General features: G+C 64.9%; 11 protein-coding genes and 4 pseudogenes. 6 read left to right on the forward strand and 9 right to left on the reverse strand.

What is annotated here, in order from left to right:
* On the reverse strand, nucleotides 1–211 hold a 211-nt coding region (locus tag ACYVIP_RS28005), incomplete at its 3' end, for a hypothetical protein (RefSeq protein WP_460401601.1).
* Nucleotides 212–998: 787 nt separating this feature from the next.
* Between ACYVIP_RS28005 and ACYVIP_RS28010 the strand changes: the two genes are divergently transcribed.
* Nucleotides 999–1,430 (forward strand): winged helix-turn-helix transcriptional regulator, encoded by a 432-nt coding sequence (locus ACYVIP_RS28010; protein ID WP_460401603.1) that lies wholly within the window; start codon nucleotides 999–1,001, stop codon nucleotides 1,428–1,430.
* Here ACYVIP_RS28010 and ACYVIP_RS28015 read toward each other — a convergent pair.
* Complete coding sequence (locus ACYVIP_RS28015) at nucleotides 1,376–4,102, reverse strand: MFS transporter (RefSeq protein WP_460401605.1); 2,727 nt, start codon at nucleotides 4,100–4,102, stop codon at nucleotides 1,376–1,378. The two genes, ACYVIP_RS28010 and ACYVIP_RS28015, sit on opposite strands and share 55 nt — an antisense overlap.
* A 398-nt stretch (nucleotides 4,103–4,500) precedes the next feature.
* On the opposite strand from ACYVIP_RS28015, the gene ACYVIP_RS28020 reads away from it, so the two are divergent.
* A complete protein-coding gene (locus tag ACYVIP_RS28020) occupies nucleotides 4,501–4,926 on the forward strand; it encodes a hypothetical protein (protein WP_460401607.1) in 426 nt (141 codons plus the stop codon).
* Nucleotides 4,927–5,197: 271 nt separating this feature from the next.
* Here the strand turns inward: ACYVIP_RS28020 and ACYVIP_RS28025 are convergent.
* Nucleotides 5,198–5,671: pseudogene (locus ACYVIP_RS28025) on the reverse strand (transposase); the annotation flags it as partial.
* Between the two features lie 53 nt (nucleotides 5,672–5,724).
* On the reverse strand, nucleotides 5,725–8,073 hold the full coding sequence (locus tag ACYVIP_RS28030) for an ATP-binding protein (RefSeq protein ID WP_460401609.1): 2,349 nt from the start codon (nucleotides 8,071–8,073) through the stop codon (nucleotides 5,725–5,727).
* A gap of 396 nt (nucleotides 8,074–8,469) precedes the next feature.
* On the opposite strand from ACYVIP_RS28030, the gene ACYVIP_RS28035 reads away from it, so the two are divergent.
* Nucleotides 8,470–9,528 (forward strand): DegT/DnrJ/EryC1/StrS family aminotransferase, encoded by a 1,059-nt coding sequence (locus tag ACYVIP_RS28035; RefSeq protein ID WP_460401611.1) that lies wholly within the window; start codon nucleotides 8,470–8,472, stop codon nucleotides 9,526–9,528.
* Nucleotides 9,525–10,535 (forward strand): Gfo/Idh/MocA family protein, encoded by a 1,011-nt coding sequence (locus ACYVIP_RS28040; protein WP_460401613.1) that lies wholly within the window; start codon nucleotides 9,525–9,527, stop codon nucleotides 10,533–10,535. Before ACYVIP_RS28035 ends, ACYVIP_RS28040 begins: the two co-directional genes overlap by 4 nt.
* 655 nt (nucleotides 10,536–11,190) lie before the next feature.
* On the opposite strand, the gene ACYVIP_RS28045 is transcribed toward ACYVIP_RS28040, so the two are convergent.
* The 4 genes and pseudogenes from ACYVIP_RS28045 to ACYVIP_RS28060 all read right to left on the reverse strand — a co-directional run bounded on the left by ACYVIP_RS28045 (nucleotide 11,191) and on the right by ACYVIP_RS28060 (nucleotide 15,145).
* Entirely contained in the window at nucleotides 11,191–11,877 is a 687-nt protein-coding gene (locus tag ACYVIP_RS28045) for an HAD family hydrolase (protein ID WP_460401615.1), read from the reverse strand.
* A gap of 456 nt (nucleotides 11,878–12,333) precedes the next feature.
* Nucleotides 12,334–12,521: pseudogene (locus tag ACYVIP_RS28050) on the reverse strand (helix-turn-helix domain-containing protein); the annotation flags it as partial.
* Between the two features lie 283 nt (nucleotides 12,522–12,804).
* Nucleotides 12,805–13,236 carry a hypothetical protein gene (locus tag ACYVIP_RS28055; protein WP_460401617.1) on the reverse strand — a complete coding sequence of 144 codons (432 nt, stop codon included), beginning with the start codon at nucleotides 13,234–13,236 and terminating at the stop codon, nucleotides 12,805–12,807.
* Nucleotides 13,237–13,954: 718 nt separating this feature from the next.
* Nucleotides 13,955–15,145 carry a nucleotidyl cyclase domain-containing protein gene (locus ACYVIP_RS28060; RefSeq protein ID WP_460401619.1) on the reverse strand — a complete coding sequence of 397 codons (1,191 nt, stop codon included), beginning with the start codon at nucleotides 15,143–15,145 and terminating at the stop codon, nucleotides 13,955–13,957.
* A gap of 514 nt (nucleotides 15,146–15,659) precedes the next feature.
* Here ACYVIP_RS28060 and ACYVIP_RS28065 point away from each other — a divergent pair.
* Together ACYVIP_RS28065 and ACYVIP_RS28070 are read left to right on the forward strand one after the other, a co-directional pair.
* Nucleotides 15,660–18,677 (forward strand): CHAT domain-containing protein, encoded by a 3,018-nt coding sequence (locus ACYVIP_RS28065; RefSeq protein ID WP_460401621.1) that lies wholly within the window; start codon nucleotides 15,660–15,662, stop codon nucleotides 18,675–18,677.
* Between the two features lie 96 nt (nucleotides 18,678–18,773).
* Nucleotides 18,774–19,174, forward strand: a pseudogene (locus ACYVIP_RS28070) (histone-like nucleoid-structuring protein Lsr2).
* 70 nt (nucleotides 19,175–19,244) lie between these two features.
* Here ACYVIP_RS28070 and ACYVIP_RS28075 read toward each other — a convergent pair.
* Nucleotides 19,245–19,437: pseudogene (locus ACYVIP_RS28075) on the reverse strand (methyltransferase, FxLD system); the annotation flags it as partial.

Here is a 19,437-nt window from a genome sequence, read left to right on the forward strand (position 1 = left end):
CCGGCCGAGAAGCGCCCTCGGACGGGCGACTCCCCGCGCTGGAAGCGGGGCGCTGCGGGCGGGTCGTGGCCTGCTCACCGGCCTCGAGCTGGCACTGCGGCGTCGAGGCGTGGTCGCAGTCGACCGAACCCCAACCATCAGCCCCCGCCGACGGACCGGACGCCACCAGAATCCCGACCGCGACACCCAGAACCGTGGACGGTCTCAGCATGAGCCCACCCCCTCGATGACGAACCCCGACACCCGCCAAGCGCCATCGGCCTGCCGATCCANGTGCGTCGAGTCACCACAGTCGCTGATCCTGACCGTGCTGGGACTGCCCCAAGGCTCGACCAGCGACACCGTCGGATGATTCTTCGGCTCCCCCCTGGTCACCAACCCGTTCTGCTAATCGGCGTAAAGACCACGCGAAATCGTCAACAACGCCTCACCAGTCGCGTAAACACCCAACAACGGAGAACGCGAGTCCGAGGTACGAGCCGCGGTAGCCATGTTCCGCCACATCCCCAAATAAGCCTCCACCGCCCGCCGGCCCGCCACCTCCCCCGCCGACCCAGCCGTCTCCACCGCACTCGACGACAACTTCGGCGTCGACGCGAGTGTGGACGAACGAGACGACGGATTCGGCGCTGGGGTCGGCGTGCACGCGATCGCGGTGCACGCGATCAACGCGAACAACCGCGACAGCGATAGTCGAGTTCTCACGATAATGCTGACCTCCTCGTGATCGGGATCGCGTGGTGGTCGGACACCCGCCGGCAAGTCGGGTGAATCGAGACTTCCGGCCACCACGCGATCCCCTTGTGCGTCTCCAGGCAGTCCAACCTGGATGCACCACACCTACGCCGCCGTGCTCGGCTGAGTGCAAGGTCAGATGCCCACTGAGGTCACACTCAGTCGACGATTCTCACCCGATCGGGGTAGCCCACCGATGTCCCGACACGAACAATTCCAGCACCTACGTGCGGCCTGTGTGGACAGTCGTGTTAGGTAGAACCATGGAGGGCTGGGATGTGCCGTACCGGCAAGCTGTCGAGGAAGTGCTGGAGGTCCTACGAGGACAATGGACCGTCGCGGTCCTCGCCGCGCTCGCCCCGGGAGAGACGCGCCGCAAGGACGTGCTCCCCGCCGTCAACGCGATCGACGACCGCGCCGGTCGCCTCACACACAAACGACCGTTGACCGACCGCGTCCTGGAAGACACCCTACGGCGGATGCACGACGACGGACTGATCGCCCGACGCGCCGAACCCGGCACGACCGAACCCGGCAACTTCGGTGCGACCTGGTACAGCCTCACGCCCAAAGGGCGGTCTCTGCTCAGCGCGATACGACCGCTCGCCGAATGGGCACAGCACAACCGCCACGCGCAGAGCTACAGCGGTGACCTGCCCATGTCCGCGCCAGCCGCGCTCCCCCCGGACAGCTGAACCGCGAGGACGCGGTCCCGGCCGGCGTCCTTCGCGGCGAACACGGCGGTGTCCGCCGCGAGCAGCACCTCGTTGAGATCGGCACCGGCGTCGGGATTGGTCGCCACTCCCACCGACACGCTCAGTCGCAGGTCGGGATAGGACCCGCCGCTGATCGGGTCCTCGACCCGCACCGCACACACCCGTTCACACACCCGCTCACCGATCTCCACGCTCGTCGCGTGATCGGTGCCGACCAGCAGGATCACGAACTCCTCGCCACCGAACCGCCCCACCAAATCCATGCCGCGAACGGCCTCGCACATGGCATCGGCCACCGCCCGCAGCGCGCGGTCACCGACCAGGTGGCCGTACCGGTCGTTCACGCGCTTGAAGTAATCGATATCGACCATCAGCACACCGAGCTGGGTGCCGTGCTGCCTGGCCCGATCGAACTCGGAGTTCGCCAACGAATGCCAGGTCCCAGCGTTAAGCAACCCCGTCTTCTCATCAGTGGTCGCGGCGTGCTCCAGCTGCTTGACCAACACACTGCGATGAAGCACGAAGATCGGAAACAAGACCAGCCCGACCGCCCACGGATACCAGCCGAGCAGCAGCGCGGCGATCGCACCGACCGACAACGTGGCGAACTCGAGACTGTTCTCCTGCCAACTACCCATCAGCCGCCCGATCGACCGGTCCCGACGGAGCAACGAGATCGCGAGCCCGACCAGGACCGAGTTCACGATCCAATACGCGACGATCACCGCGGCAAGAGCCACCAGACCAGCCGGATGCGCTGCGGTCGGCGGAAGCCCAGGAAGCGCTCCGTCGAGCAGAAAGGCCGCGTGGCAGGACAACACGACCGCGGCCACGCTGAACACCACCCGATACGGGTGCATACCACTGACCTGCCGCCAACTCCGCCGCCACATATGCAGGTACAGCACCACCGCCGTCGCCGCGGCCAGCGCGGGTGAGGTCACCAACGCCGCCGACAACGTCCATACCGAACTCATGTTCACATGCGGCGTGTCGGAAAACCGACGACGCATCCCCTCAACCCGCCTCGTCGCCTCAGCACACACCAGACCGAGCACGACGATGACCGTGAACAGAACAATGTCCCACTGACCTGCCGGGAAACGCAACGCCAACCAGACGGTCGACACCACAGCACTGAGCTCAACACCGATCACGTAACGGCGTCCAGATCTGGGCAACCTCCACAACCGACACTGCCGCCACGATCGCGGAAATACCGAGAAACCTCGGCTCATTCCTTCACCAGACACCATCGTCTGTGTTGGACTGGACGACGTTGCACCGGTCGAATGTGCGTCTCCACCCGATCCCCGGTCGTCCACCGGCACCTCGACCTCGGGGTCGGGCGAGCAGTCCGAACCTGGGGAGGAGGTACCCGCGATGGACAACAAGGACCTGTGATGCGCGAGTTCAACCGTTTCCGGCTCGTTCCCGATCACCCGTTCGTGGCGGGAACGAGCCCACCACCACACTCCCCCGATCGCCGCGGCGAACACCATCGCCACCAACCCGGCCACCGCGACCGCCCGGAACGGCCCGATCGCGTCCGCGGCGATACCGCCGGCGAGGATCGCCACTCCCTGCGAGGCGTACAAGCAGGACGACAGGCGCCCCAGGACACCTCCCCGTCGAGCGTCCGGGACCCGGTCGATGACCATCTCCTGCAGCCGCACCAGGAAGATCGTCGAGAACACACCCGACAGCGCCCACGCCGCGACCGACACCACCAGCCCCGCCCCCGAGGCCGGCGCCCAGGCACACACCACCAACGGCGCCCCCGCCGCGACCGCGAGCACCACCACGACCCGCGCCGAACCCGCCCACGGCACCCGGGCCGACAGCCATCCCCCGAGCACACTGCCCACCGGGTCCGCGGCCATCAACACCCCGACCGCCGCCGCGCCCAGCGGCACCCCGAGGCCGGCCGCGTACGGCGCCGCCAGCCCTTCGGGCACCACATACAGCCCGACCAGGCCGGCCAACGCGAACAACGGCCACACCGCACCCATCGAAGTCCGCTCGCCGACACCCTCCTCACGGGCCCCGGCCTCGGCCGCCGCGGGCCGAGCGCGGACTCCGAACACCACCAACACGGCACTGACCACGAACGTCGCGGCGTTGGCCGCCAAGGCGAGGTGGGCCTCGACCACGACCAGGAGAACACCCCCAGCGCCGAACCCCACCAACTGTGCCGCCTGCGCGGTGATCTGCCGCAACGCGAGCCCAGTCCGATAAGCCTCCCGGTCGAGAACCTGCGGCAGGATCGCCAACTGCGCCGCCTTGAACGGCGCATTGGCCATGCTCAGCGCGCCGACCAGCGCCCACAACACCGGCAACGGCATCCCCGGCACCGCCATCGCGCCCGCCAGCCCCGCACGCACCAGATCGGTAACCACCAGCACCCGCCGACGAGGGAACCGGTCAGCCAGCCCCGACAACAACACCCCACCCAGCACCGACGGCACGAACGTCAACGCATAAGTCAGGGCCGTAAGACTGGCCGACGAGGTCTGCGCGAACACCAGCAACGCCAACGCGACCCGCGCAAGCTGATCACCCACAACAGAGAAAAGCTCCGCCGCCCACAGATAGCGGAACTCCCTGACCCGCAGTACAGAGGTGAAGCTGACCCCGCTCTTGATGCTCATGGTCCCCCCGAACCGTCGAACAAACACCTCGACGACGATCTCGTCGTGTCCCCTACGCATGACGCTAAGCGCTTAACCGCAGGTCAGGGACCCACATGCGACAGATATACCCAAACGGTGGACGAAGAAGCACACAACGTGACCACCCGCAGGTGCCTGTCCAGCACCCACTCACCGGTCGGACACGCCGCACTGACGGCGGGGGAAATCTCGTGACGACCTCGGGAGACGTGCTGATCTGGACAGTGACCGGCCTCATCCTCGGAGCGGCGCTCCGACCCGCGACAGTCCACTTAGCACGCCGGCCCCCTGCCCGGCACCTCCTACTATCAGTAGCACCGGCGATCACCGCGGCGCTCTTCGCCATCCTGATTTGGCGAACCCCCGCCAGAGCCGAGTTGATCAGCTACAGCGCACTCGCCGCACTCGCCGTGCCCCTCGCCATCATCGACGCGAGAGAACAACGCCTCCCCCTGCCGCTGATCCATTCCGCCTACGCAGCGGTCATCGCACCCCTCACCGCCAGCGCCCTCCTCGACGGCGACATGACCAACGCCCTCCGCGCAGCCAGCGGCATGACCATCTCACTGCTCTTCTACCTGACAATCGCCCTCACCTCCCCCGGCAACCTCGGCGCCGGCGACGTACGCCTCGCCGACATCACCGGCTGGACCCTCGCCTGGAACAGCTGGGAAACACTCGACCTCGGAGCCGCCACATTCGCCCTCACAACACTCGCCGTGCTAATTGCATTACTGCGACGAACCCACATACCAACAGGGCCCACGATGCTACTCGGCACATTCATCGCGCTGCTGGCATGACTACAGAAATCACGGACCCTGTGCCAATAGTCAGCCTTCAAACGACGTCCTGGACGCTGTCGATCTCGAGCGCGTCTGCGCCGTGTTGCCGCCTTTTTGCGCCGTTCGCTGACCAGAAGACTATCCCGCTCATTGCGATCCTCCCCCGGCCGGAAGGCTGGGTGCTGCATCCGCGCGACCGTCTTCGCCGACAACGGTCGTGGCCTTGCGATCCACGCCCGGCCGGGAGGCTGGGCGCTGCCCGGCAACGTCCGCCACGACCATCCGTGCCGGTGGCGATGGCGGCCCAGCGGATGATGGCTTCGGCGGTGGCGGGGTGACGTTCGTAGTCGCGGGCGAGGCGTCGATGGGCGGTGAGCCAGGCGAGTGTTCTCTCCACGGCCCACCTTCGGAGGATGACGGCGAATCCCTTCTGGCCTTGGGGTTTGCGCACGATCTCGATCGTGGTCTTGAGCAGGGCTCGAGCCCAGTCGACCAGAGCGCCGGCGAACCCGGCGTCGGCGAACAGGTGCCGCACACGGCTGACGGCTTGGGACAGGAGTTGGCGGTGACGCAGTTCGAGCAGCAGCTTCCGCGCGCCGTCGCGGTCCTGCACGCTGGCGGGCAGCACGAGCACGACCAGCAGAAGCCCGAAGGTGTCGGTCACGATGAACCGCTTCCGGCCGTGGATCTTCTCGCCCGCGTCGTAGCCCCGGGTGTCGGCCCCGATGGTGTCAGCGCCTTTTATCGACTGCGAGTCCATCAATGCCTGGCTCTACCAGCCGGAGCGCCGGACGCACCCCCGCCACGGCGAGTGCGTCACCTACTCCGTTGACCGTGCGCCGTTGGAGCGGCCTCACCTTCTCGCCGGTGGGCATCCAGGCGCCGCTGGATCCTCGTGGCTTCCACGTCAAGGGCCTGCTCTCGATACAGTTGCAACGACTGCTCCCAGGTCGATGAGGCCTTCTTGTGCTCACCCACGGCGGCATGCGCCTCGGCCAATCTGTCCAGGACGTTGGCAACGGCATAGACGTCACCAATCACGCGGAACGTGTTGATGGAGTGCTGATAGAGTTCGATCGCCTCCTCAAAACGTTCCGTACGAAATGCCAGGTTCCCCTGCGCGTCCAGCACGGCGGCCTCGCCAGCGGGCACATTGTGGCGGCGGAACAGCTTCAACGCACCAGGCAGTGCCCCCTGCGCCTGGTTGTACCTGCCCAGATTGGCCGCGCACCAGCCGATGACGTTGAGCGCCTCTGCCGTTCTACGCTCGTCATCGAGGGATTCGTACATCTGTAGGGCATGCATCGCATTGTCGAGTGCGTGCTCTTCTTCACCCCGGATCCCCCAGGACCACGAAAGTGCCATATGGATGTGCGCTTGATCGGCAATGCAGTCGCGCGCTATCGCGAGAGTCATCGCGCTTCGGAGATGTACGAGCCCCTCCTCGTGGCGGCCAGTCTGCACAAGGGCACGACCAAGATGCAGATGAGTACGCGTTCTTGGTTCCACGTCATCCAAGGCATTGGCGGCTGCCAGTGCCACCTCGCAGACTGTGACTTGCTCGTTCCGTCGGGATCGCCGCCAGTGGTAGGTCGTCATCGCCCAGGCGAGCAGCCATACAGCCGGATAGAGCTTGTGTTCGAGCGCGGCTTGCTGGACGGCAAGCAGGTTCACCTGCTCCAGGTCGAACCATGACAGCGCGTCTTCGACGTTTTCCAAAGGCAACGGTTGGGTGCCGCCCATGGGCGGAGATAGTGGGATTGGTGACGCGAAGAGCAGCACCTCTCCACGATGCGCCGTATGCAGATAGAAGTCCACTACCCGTCGCATTGCTGCCTCTCGGCCCGTTGTCGCTAGTTCGTCGCGGGCATGCAGGCGGACGAGGTCGTGCATACGGTATCGGCCGGGGGCGTGCTGCGTTACCAGAGAGGCGTTTTCGAGACTTTGAAGGAGCTTCTTCGCAGTAATGCTGGAAAGGTTTGCGAGACTAGCGACGGCAGAGACGCTGATGTCTGGTCCCGGTGCGATGGCAAGTAGCGCGAAGAGCTGCGCTTGGTCATGCGGAAGCTTGCTGTAGGACCACGACAGGATATTTTTTATGCTTGCTTCTCGGTCATCGGTTTCGAGTGCGTCAGCTCCGAGTTCCCGGACGTCCGCGGCGATGTCAGCCAACGTGATGGCTGGCTTTGTGTTGGCGAGACTGGCGACAATGGCTATGGCCAACGGCAGGCCTGCGCAGAAGTGCAGGATGTCGGCGACAGCCGTGCCTTCTTTGTCGACGATCCGGTGTTCGAGGCGGCTGGTGAGCAGTTCCCGTGCTTCGTTCCGTGACAGGACGTCGAGGGTGACATGGTGAGCGGCATGCTTCGCCACGAGCCCGTCGAGCGTACTGCGGCTTGTAATGACGACGAAGCAATGTGAGTTCCCAGGCGGGAGCAGTGGGGTGACCTGTTCGGACGAGAACGTGTTGTCGAGTAGGATCAACATGCGTTTGCTGGTGAGCAGTTGCTGGTAGCGCACGGCGCGTTCATCCGGCTCGACAGGAATGCTGGATCCCGGGACGCCAAGCCGGCGTAGAAGCGCGGCGAGCGCCTCGTCGGGCGACAGCGGATCGTCAGGGCGGAAGCCGCGTAGGTCGAGGTAGAGACAGCCGTCCGTGAATCGGTTCCTGCGTTGATGCGCCCAATGCACGGCCAGGGTTGTCTTGCCGATCCCGCCGACGCCGGAGATTGTCACGACAGTGACCGTCGCGGTCGTGCGGCTCTTGCGTCGGAGCTGGTCAAGCGTGGTGAGTTGCGTGGCGCGGCCGGTGAACGACTCAATGTCGAGCGGCAGCGTCGAGGGCGTGGACACGGGCGGTGGCCTGTCGAGCCGATTCCAGGTGGCCAGCAGCTGTTTCGCGTACTGCCCGCGGTAGTCGATCGCCAGCTCACGCAACATGGAAAGCAGTGTGTCGTGAGGGATGAGCCTGTCACCCCGGAGGTACCCGTACAGGCTGCTCTTGCTGGTACCAATACGTTTGGCCAGCCCTTGCGTCGAGACAGCCCGCCCGGTGCGGCGGGCGAATGCTTTTTGTAGGCGGCCCAACTCCGCGCCGAAGCCGGCGACTGAACTGATCTTGTCCAACTCGTCAGGCGCTGACGATCCCGCCCCTACGTCGCCCACTAGCCCTCCTCCGGTCGCGGTGTCGCCGTTCCAACCGTTTCCAACACATTCCAGGAGCGCTGGTGCCGGGCCAAGGTCGCCGTGCACGCTGAGCTGCGTGAACCGAAACCCTGGTATCCCGGCCTGGACGGCCATCGTAGCTGACCACGGCCGACGGTTTGCCGGCTGCCGTGTCCACCACGGAATGATTGGAGATGAACCGCATGCGTATTCAACTGACCGCGAAGACATTTTTCCGCTTGTGCTTCTATTGCGCAGTGGTCGGATTTCTCATCGCCTTTGAAGTGGCTACTTGATATCTGGAGGATGTTTGCGATGCGGACGATACCGTTCATCGACCTGACCGCTGTGAATTCCCCGTACCTGTCCATGTTCCGAGAGGGATTCGACAGGGTCGTGAACCGCGCCGACTTCGGTTCCGGCGCTGAGGTCGAGGCGTTCGAGGCCAGGCTCGCCGCGGCGGTCGATGTGGCGCACGTGGTGGGAGTTGGCTCCGGCACCGCGGCGCTGCACCTCACATTGGCCGCCGCCGGAGTGCGGGCCGGCGACGAGGTGATCCTGCCGGCGAACACGTTCTTCGCCACCGCGGAGGCGGTCGTCGCCACGGGTGCCCGACCCGTTCTGGTGGACATCGATCCGGAAACGGGAAACATCGATCCGGACGCGGTCGACGCGGCGGTCACGCAACACACGTCCGCGGTGATCGCAGTACATCTCTACGGCCACCCCGCGGACGTCACGAGCCTACGCCGCATCACCGACCGGCACGGGCTGTTCCTGCTCGAGGACGCCTCCCAGGCGTTGGCGGGCCGGTGGTCGGGGAAACCGGTCGGCTCCCTCGGCGACGCCGGGGCGTTCAGCTTCTACCCGACGAAGAACCTGGGGGCACTCGGGCAAGCCGGCGCGGTGAGTACGTCCGACCACGACCTCGCCAGGCGGGTCGTCGCGCTCCGTCAGCATGGCATGACCGCCCACAACGTCCACGACGAGTGGGGCGTCAACGAACGGCTCGATGGACTGCAGGCCGTGTTCCTCAACGCCAAGCTTGGCCACCTCGAGATCGCCCAGCGGCAGCGGGAGACCACGGCGCGACATTACCGGCGGCTGCTTGCCGAACTGCCTGACGTACGCCTCTTCACCATCGACCCGCATGCGCGGCACGCGCACCACTTGTTCGTCGTGCGGGTTCCCGATCGCGACCACGTGCGCGCAGCTCTCGACGACCACGGTATCGAGACGGGTGTTCACTATCCCACGCCCATCCACGGTCAGCCCGCGGCGGACCTGGTGCCGGGTCAGGGGCTCCCACCCCTGGGAGCGCTCCCCAACGCCGAGACGCATGCGGCGTGTGTGCTGTCCCTCCCGCTCTATCCCGGTATTCCGCCCGACCACGTGGACCGCTGCGTGGACGTGCTGGGCAGTGTGCTGTCCGCAGGCGTGGAACGATCCCGATGATCGCGCTGGTCGGCCTTGGCTACTGGGGCGAGAAACTGCTCCGCGGTCTCGTGTCGCTTGTCGGACCGAGCAGGGTGATGGCGGTCGACCAGGACCCGGCGCGGCTGGTGTGGGCGTCCCGGCACCATCCGTCCGTCTCGTGCCGCTCCGGGCTGGACAACGCGCTCGCCGACCCGGCGGTCGAGGCGGTCATCCTCGCCACACCGATCACCTGCCACGCCGAGCAGGCAGCCGCCGCCCTGGCGGCGAACCGACACGTCCTCGTCGAGAAGCCGCTCACCACCGACACGGGACACGCGGTGGCGCTCGCCGAACTGGCTGAGCGAGTCGGACGAGTCCTGATGGTCGGGCACACGTTCCTATTCAGCCCACGGGTCCGATGGCTGCACCAACGACTGACCACGACCGGCATCGGCGACGTGCGCTACGTGATGTCGTCCCGACTCAACCTGGGGCGCCACCAGCCCGCCACGAACGTCATCTGGGATTTGGCACCGCACGACTTCTCGATAGTCCTGCACCTGCTCAAGGAACACCCGCTGACGGCGAGCACGAGCGCCCGCGGCATCCTGCACCAGGAACGGCCGGATGTGGCGTTCATCGACCTGACTTTCCCGTCGGGAATCATCGCCTCGGTGACAGTCTCCTGGCTCGCACCGAGGAAGGTGCGCAGCATGGTCGTAGTCGGCGACGAGAGCATGATCGTCTACGACGACCTGGAGCCGGACGAGCCGGTGAAGGTGCACGACAAGGGCGTCATACTCGACATGTCGACGGGCACCGGCACGCACCAACAGGCTTATCGTTACGGCGACACGGTCGCGCCGCATATCGCCGCGCGGGAACCCATTGTGGACCAACTCGCGCATTTCCTGGCGTGCGTGGGATCGGGCAAACGTCCGCTGTCGGACGGGTGGTTCGGCGCACGAGTGGTGGCGGCGTTGGCGGCGGCCGAGGAGTCCTGGCGGGCCGACGGGATTCCGGTTCCCGTACGCGACGTGCCGTGAGCCGGTGCGCATCGGCGCCTCCGGCTGTCTCGCCGGCGACGGCTACAACCGGCTGATCGCCTGCCACTCCGGCAAGATCGTCGCGGTCGAGGGTACCGGCATCGACCCCTGACTGGCGACGGCACAGCCGACGCGGACAACGTGCCGAACAACCAGCCCGGCCGGATGGACTACAGCTGGCTCGGACAACACCAACGGCCCTATGAACAGGTGGACGTGGAACAGCGACGTCTGGGGCGGACTCGGGACCACGCGGGCCACACCGTCCGCGTTGATGGCCGAGGCGGTCGCGATCGCGTGGTCGTGGTATGCACGTGGCCGGGGCAGAACGTGGTCCAGGCCGTGAAGTGCCGCGAGTGAGATCGGCCAGGCGTCGTAGAGGTCTCCGCCGAGCCTGTTCCGTCAGACCCGCGCCTCGTCGGCGAAGGCGGTGTCCTCGGCGAGGCCCGCGCAGTCGGTGCCCTGCAGCCATAACGGGCGGCAGGTCGAGGACTTTAAGGCACGGCTTCGTTACGGCGGGTGTACAGCTACGCCAGCTCGCTTCGTGGCTGCGGGGTGCTGTTGTCGGCTGCGGTGAGCCGTTTCAGGTACAGCGTGATGTCCTGCGGCGGGACCATGTCGCCTGGCGGGCGGGCGTCTCGACGGACCTTTCGGCTTAGGTTCGACGGCTTGGCGATCCACGTCGAGTTGAAGTGCGTGAGTGATTGAGCAGGATGTCGATCGCGTCGATGACGGTGTCCACGGTGTGGTTGGGGGCGGGAGGGGCATGCCAGGTGCGGCTGTGGCGGATCCAGATGGTGCGCATGCCGGCGGCGTGACCACCTTCGATGTCGGCGGTGGGGCTGTCGCCGATCATCCAGGCGTCGATGAGATCTTCACTCGCGCCGCAGCGGCGTGCGGTGCGAGTGAAGATCTCGGGGTCGGGTTTGCGCACCCCTTCGGCTTCGGAGATGCACCAGCCATCGAGATGGTTAGCGAGGCCGGTGCACTGGAGGACTGCGTCCTGGGTGGCTGTCAGACCGTTGGTGGTGACGCCGACGCGCCATCCGTCCACGCGGAGCCGGGTGAGTCCGTCGAGGACCGCGGGTTCACAACGCATGTGTTGCGGGTAGCGGCGCTCGTAGTCCCGTTGCAGCGTCTGCACAGTGTCGGGAAGCTGGAAGTGCTGTTTGATCTTGTCGGCGAATGTCCCGCGCGGGAGCATCCCGTTGTCGTCGGTTTTGAGGATCCAGTCAACGGCGTCGGGCCCCAAGCTTCGGTTTTCGCTGAGTTCGTGGGCCCACGCAGCGATCGCGGCCGTGCGATCGACGAGGGTGTTGTCGAGATCGAAGACAGCCAGCACCGGGGTAACCGTACCGGCGGAGCGCCGGTCATGCTGTTGGGAGGGCCAGGTCACAGCATGATGATCTGAGTCCATCGGTGGGTGCGGGCGAGAGCGTTCTGCCAGCATGCGGCGTCTGGTGGCGGTGGGTGTTGCGCCAGGCGGCGATGAGCACGCCGGCCAGGTGGGTCCGGGATACCAAGTGCCGACAGAGCATCCACGGGTGCCAGTGCTACGCCCTGGTCGACGGTTGCGGCCGGCGCGGAGAGCCGAGTTCGATGTGAGCGTTGCCTTCGACGAAGCCACGCCTGCTGCGTAGGACCGCCCCGGGAGCGGGACTCGTAGGCATAGCGCGCGGTCTCGACGCGTCGTTCGGTCTCAATCGGCCAGCGCACTCGGTGTCTGTCCCGCTACGTCCACTGGCGGCGGCACTCGGTGATGATCGACCGGGCTTGGTCGTTCTCAACCGCCACGGTCGTGGTGCGGGACACTGGCCCGGTCGAGCAGGCCGGCGTCACCGTACTTGTCGTGACGGCTGACCCACTTGGACGCGCACTGCCGCGAGATCCCCATCTCAGCGGCAACATGCGCGATCGGACGCGTCCGGCACCACTCGATCAGACGGCGGCGGCCTTCACGGACAACGGGGCATTACGGTGGAGCATCGGACGGTCTTTCTACTCGGCGAATGAGTTGGTGGTACTTCTCATCCTGCCGCCGAAAGACCCGTCCCCTCGTCACAGCCCTGCCTCCTGGTCTTTGAACGCGGGAGCGATGTCGTCTGGGGCGAACCGGCTCGGCAGGGCCTTGGTGACGATGGAGACAGCGAGCCCGCCGTAGCGCTGGACCTGGTCCAGTACGTGCTGCGGCGCGTTGATTGACCACTCGCAGTCCGAGGTGTCGGGTATAAGATGCCCATGCAGGTGATCAGCAGGGTTTCGACGGTGATCACTTCCACGGTCGCATTCCGCCAGCCTCCTGAGCCGTCCGGAACCAGCCGGAGTTGTTGGCGAAGAGGCTCACATCCGGTCTGCTCGTCCTGGAGGGCCGCACCCCATTCACTCCTATCCAAAGGATAAGCTCGATAGCTACGAATATTTGACCCTGCCCTGCCCCACACATCAGGCGCTGATCGATGCGAATAACGGCGAAGGACATGATGTAGACGCCCTCGTCAATATGCGCCAAAATCATGAGGAGCAGCAGGAGCGAAAAACGCAAATCGAGCAGACTGTTCGCGCCTACGTTGCTGAACAATACATGTTCGATGACGAGATATTGTTCGATCAGGTGGACCTCCGTGGTCCCAGCGTCGACGCCATGTTCATTGACGTTCCGTTCGGGTGTCGACCGGTTGAGACTGCCTGCCCCCACAGCCATCGCAACGATCTCCGGATATGCATTCGTCGCGCGAGATCTCGATATTTCGCCGCAATGGTGACAAGGGCCGGCAATTTTTGGGACAGTATTGATGTTAAATCTGACCCTGAGCCCGCCCACGATCCATCTGCATATCGCATCCCTGGGGAGAGCTCACGGTTATTTCAGGGCCTGACTCTGTTGAACTGCGCGACACAGACGGTAATCCAATATTGACCTTTAATGACCCTGAGCCCCATATCTTCGTGAGTATTGCAAAGAGCAGCCGCCGCGCCCACGGTCGCCGCACAAGCCCATAGTGAGATGTAAAATCTCGGCGATGGGGGGCTTGGTCGTCATCGACCTGGCCACCGCCGCCGCTGACGACCCGCGCGCCGAACTCCGCGCCGCCTTGGAACATGAGGGCCTGCCGCCGGACACATCGACAGCGTGCGAGCGGCCGACGGTCCGTTCCGCAACGCAACTCCCGGCGCATCGCCGGCTGGCGCTGTGTGATTCTGGCCCGCAACGCGACCAAAACCAGCCTTGTCCTCCGCGAGGACGCCACCCCTGGTCGTCGCCAAGTCCAGAGTGGCTGCCACTCCTGTCACCTGGCGGCCAGCAACCACGCAGTCCGATGCTCCCGCCGACCACTATCGACGAGGGTAGCTGGATCGCGTCGTTCCGGCTTCGACAGCCCCTGCCGGCTCGGAAGAACGCTTAACTTAGTGGCATTGCGTCACGACCTCTCCTTGGGAATCATCAAGTACGCTGGCGCCTGGTAGTTTTTCACCACCACATCGACCTTCTCGAAGTTGGTCGCGGCGAACTTGTCGAACCGAGTGATGAGCAAGTTGTAGACAATCTCGGAGACAAGCACCACGACCGAGGCGTCCGGGTGGATCGTGACGGCGTCACGAATCGGCGCGCTGTCCACCAGCCGACAGAAATTGATGACGGCGTCAGCGGTAAAGCCCAGCGGGCCCAGCCCCACTGTGCCGTGGTCAATCGCCATGCGCAGCTGCATCTCATCACCGTCACGAGCCCGGTTGTCAATCGACAGCGCTTGCGGCAGAGCCGTCAGCAACGCATTCAGCGCCCTCGTCGGATCGGTATCCGGCGGGAAGAACCCGTGCAACCCGTCCCCGGTACCCTGAATATCTCTCTCACCCAGGGGCACACCTGCATCCGCCATCACCTTGTGGACGAGCCTCAGAAGGCGTGTCTGGAGTTGCTCGGCCTTACGTATCGTCCGCGTGGTGTAACTGACAATATCGACCGTGAAGCCCAGGCGCATGCTGATCCCAGCGCCGACAGCACTGCTTGGAAGTCGAAGAGTGAACCCGTCATTCTGTCCTTTCCGAGGCGCGACACCTAAGCTATCGGAAGATTGCAGCGCGTAATCTGCGACCACCTTTCCGGCCAACTCCTGACATCCGGCAGGCGTGACAACCGTCAGCCATCCGACATGCGAACCCGCACCCACATCGCCCCTGCGCCTCCAGCGCACACCCGGACTACCGATCTCCAAGCATTCGACGATGGGGGTTATCGCCGGCAGGGGCACGTGATCGTGCAGCACCCGCCCCGACATATCCGGCTCGAAGGGAATAAAACTCAATTGTGTTGTCACAGCGTACCGAGTCGGCGGGATTGGTTCGGACACCGATCTCGGCAGCGCGTCATGGACTAGAATATCGCGAGAGGTGAAGCGGATGCCGATCTCTGCCCACATTGGTGGCGGCGCTTCGGGTTCGAACTCGATATCGTAGTTCACCTTTATCAGATATGCATCTTGTTCGGCGGATGCGTCAGTCAGGGCGTCGATGCGCATGCCGTGGAACGTGACGCTTCCAAAGGGGATGTCACTGGCGTGGTAGGAACGCACTCCGTTGCCGAGGAGAAGATCAACTTTCGTCAGCGGTTTCATTTGCGCTCCAGGGAGTTGACGACATGCACGTAGCTACTAAGGGCTATATGATCGACTGTTCGGATCCTGACAAATACAGCAATGTCGAGTCGCCTCCACAAGCCCCGTCAACTCGGCATTGCGATCGCCAGCGTGGGTCCACGCGTGCTCGAGGGTACTCGTGTTGCCAGAGGCCACCCACGAGGACAACACCACCCCATGTCGCCACCTCGTGATGCTCCCATGCCAAGCCCACCGCCCCCATCCAGGTGATACCCGGAACGTCCGCTCGCCGAGCCTCAGGGTCGAACTCAGGGCGATCCCCGATGTGTCGAACTCAGGGCGACCCCCGATGCGCCGCCCGCGGACGGCGAGGATGCTTGTCACTGTGAGTACGATGACGGGCTCGAGACGAAAGATCGCCAGGATGGACGCCGGGATCGTCAACTGCTGCCACGGCAACTCAATGTAAATCTTATCTGTGAACACATACGTGGGATCTTCAGCCGGATGGTCAGATCAGGGAGTTCAGAGCGTGTTGTTCAACCAGTTGCTGCGACGAGTCCGCCAGCGCACCGACGAATACCTGCGCTCTCGGCGCGCCGAGACCGTGCTATGCGACGACGCGTTGGCCGAGGCAGAAGAGTTGCGGCAAGCCGCGCAGCCAGACAACTCCAAGCACCCCACGCCAGAAGACAATCAACGCCTGGAAGACGCAGACCACGCCCTGGGGTGGTTGCACTCACTGCGCTTTACTGCGCAGCTGCCTGACAGCCCTCTGCCCGATCACCTCATGCTCAATTCGACGGTCCCCCGAGCTGTCGCTCTCGTCGAACCGTGTGGCTGGGAGTTGGCCCGAGCCATCGCCTATCTCGCACCACATGCGCACTCCGCCACGATCCCGCAACCTCTCCAGGACGTACTGGGCGCTTCTGCCAATGCCTCTCGCCAAGCCGAGCTGTTCTTCGCGCTGATGGAGTACGCCGGGGTGAAGTTCGGGCCGCCGGTCGAGCTCCGAGCCGAGCGCCGGGGAGATGACCACAAACCTGCCACCGAAGATGAGGACAGTGACGCGGAAACCACTGACGACCTGGTTGCCATCGACTCCGGCATCTGGTTGCTTGCCGCATCGGTGGCGGCTACGCCGGAGGGCCATCACCACCGTCCTGCGCGTTTGTCCATGCTCGGCGCCGCGTACATGGAGCGTTTTTGGCGCCAAGGAGACATGCACGACCTCGTCGATGCGGTGAGTCGCTCCCGACAGGCAGTGGCAGCAACGCATCCTGATCACCTTCATCAGGGGGCAGTTCTCTCCAACTTCAATCTGGTTGTGGAGAGCTTCCAGCGGGTGCTGGCGGTCGCACCCGAGGATAACCCTTGCCGGGCTGAATTCCTCAGCAGCCTCGCCATCGCCTACTGGGAACGGTTTGAGCGCGGCGGGGTGGTGGCCGACCTTGACCACGGCATCAAGCTGGGGAATCAAGCCTTGGATGCCACGCCCAACAACGACCCCGAACGGGCCGTGCAAATGTCCAACCTCTGCAGCGCCTATCAAGTACGGTTTGAACGAGGCGGGGATATTACCGACCTCGAAAAGTCAACTGAACTGGGCACGCGAGCTGTGGCAGCCACACCCCTGGACCATCCCGACCGGCGAATGCGGTTGTCCAATCTCGGCGGAGCTCATCTTCTCCGGTATAGGAGTCATGGGGAGTGGACATACCTCCAGGACGCCATGGATGTTCTCCAGGAGGCGGCGGAATCCATACCCGAGGACCACCCTCAGCGGGCCTCGATTCTGTCTAACCTCGGCGACACATACCGCGAGCGATACCAGCGAAGGCGCATGCCAGCCGACATCCAGCAGTCCATCGAACTCAGCAGGCATGCACTGGGTGCCGCACCTGACCACCACCACCGAGCCGCGCAGCTGAACAACCTGATCATCTCCTATCATCTGCGGTGGACTGTGGGTGGGCAGGGCGTCGACTCCGAGACGCTACGCGCGTTGGCCGATCAGGTTACTGTGGCCACAGGGCCGCCGCCTGACTGTGCCCATGCGTTGCGCGTGCTGGGATTCCTGGCGCATGCGGTGGGCGAGCACGGTATCGCTGTGAAGGTGTTGGATGCTGCGGTGAGGCTGTGGCCGTTGGTCACACCGCGGGAATCTGGGTGGAACGACCAAGAGTACCACCTCGGTCGGCAGCGGGGTCTGGTCGGGGAGACCGTGGCGGCACATTGTGCGATCGGTGACCCTGTCGGGGCGGTGGAGGCGGCGGAGCTGGGCCGGGGGATCCTGTTGGCCGCGCAACTTGACTCCCGATCCGATCTCACCGACCTCAACCACGCCCACCCCGACTTGGCCGCTGAGTTTCGGCGGGTGCGGGACCGACTCAACTCCGTTGATTCGATCGAGCGCCGCAGAAGCCTGTTGACCGAGCATGATGAGTTGCTGGACTGGATCCGACAGCAGCCCGGCTTTACCCAGTTCCTTCTTCCACCCCGGTTGCCCGACCTGCAACCCGCTGCCGCCGGGGGCGCGGTGATCCTGGTCAACACCGGAGAGCAGCGCAGCGACGCGATCATCATCACCGCCGGGACCGACCCGGTGCACGTCCCCCTACACGGCCTCACAACCGGCGACGTCACCTCCAGCGCCCGGGCATTTCTCGAGGCCATCCACGGCAACACCATCGCCGCGATCCGGCGGCGACAGCAGGTGCTCCCCGAGATTCTCGGTTGGCTGTGGGACAAAATCGTGGAACCCGTCCTGTCCGCGTTGCCTCCCGCACCCGACGAAACCTCCACTCTACGACGGGTGTGGTGGCTTCCCACCGGGTTACTTGGCCTGTTCCCCCTCCACGCCGCCGGCCACCCAGGACAACCCGGCGCCCTCGACACCGTCGTCTCCTCCTACACCTCCACCCTGCGCACCCTCGCGCACGCCCGCACCCGTCCACCAGCGACTGGTCGCCGGCAACTCACCGTCGCCCTGCACCACACACCTGGTTGGCCTGATCTGCCCGGCAGCACCATCGAAGCCACAACCGTGCACACCCACCAGCCCGGCAGCCACCTGTTCCTGGACGAGCAAGCCACCACCAGCCAGGTTCTGGCCGCTCTCCCGGAGACCACCTGGGCACACTTCGCCTGCCACGCGAAGGCCAGCTCCGTCACTCCTTCCCACAGCGCGCTCCTCCTGTATGACGCCGAACTGGCCCTCCCGCAGATCAGCCAACTGGAACTCGACTACGCCGAACTGGCCTACCTGTCGGCCTGCTCCACTGCAGACCGAGGACTGCAGCTCGCGGACGAGTCCCTGCACCTGGCATCTGCCTTCCAACTGGCCGGGTTTCGACACGTCATCGCCAGCCTATGGCCGCTCAACGACCGCATCGCCGCCACTGCCGCGACCAACTTCTACAAGCAGCTGCCCGCCACACCCACCGCCGACCACGCCGCCACCGCACTTCACCATGTCACACACCAACTCCGCACCGCATATCCGGATCGACCCGACTGGTGGGCAGCACTCATCCACAATGGTCCATGACCGAGCCGTTCGGGTTCGGATCAAGGGCCCGTGTGGACATCTGGGTTGGTGATCGGGGCTGGAGCCGGAAGTTATCAATGGAACGAGCAAGACACCGTGGCACAGCGAGTGCTGGTCCAGTTCGTCGATGACCTGGACGGCAGCCAGTCCGACAACATCACACCGCCAGCTTCGGGCTCGACGGCGCCAGCTACGAGATCAACCTCACCGAGGGCAACGCCAAGCAGCTGCGCAAGGCCTTGAACGAGTTCGTCGGCCACCCCCGTCGCACCGGTGGACGAATCAAGCGTGGCACCAGGTCCGACACCAGTGGCTCACCCGCCACCGTTGGTCACGAGCAGGCACAGGCCATCCGCGAATGGGCCCGCCGCAACAACTTCGACGTATCGGACCGCGGTCGCATTCCCACCCACATCACCCAGGCGTTCGAAGCCGCACAGACCGAGTCGACGACCAAGACCCGGAAACGTAAGACCAGGGCTACCGCCAACGATTGATACGCCTCGGCACCGCCTTCGGGGCGGTGTCACCGGCGTCGTCGCACCCAGCCGGGGTCGGCCAAGCGCGTCAGGGCCAGGTAATGACGACTCGGGTGTGTTTCTTGTCCACGAGCCGTCCGTGCGGCAGGTCGTCGTCCGGGGTCCCGGCGGGGAACACCTCGATCCGCGCGCCCGAACCGTCGCGGTGCTCACGGTCCCAAGTGCGGATCAGCTCGACGTACTCCTCGGCGAGGGTCTCGGCGTCCGGGCCGTGGGCGTAC

It is taken from the genome of Actinophytocola sediminis, assembly GCF_054779715.1.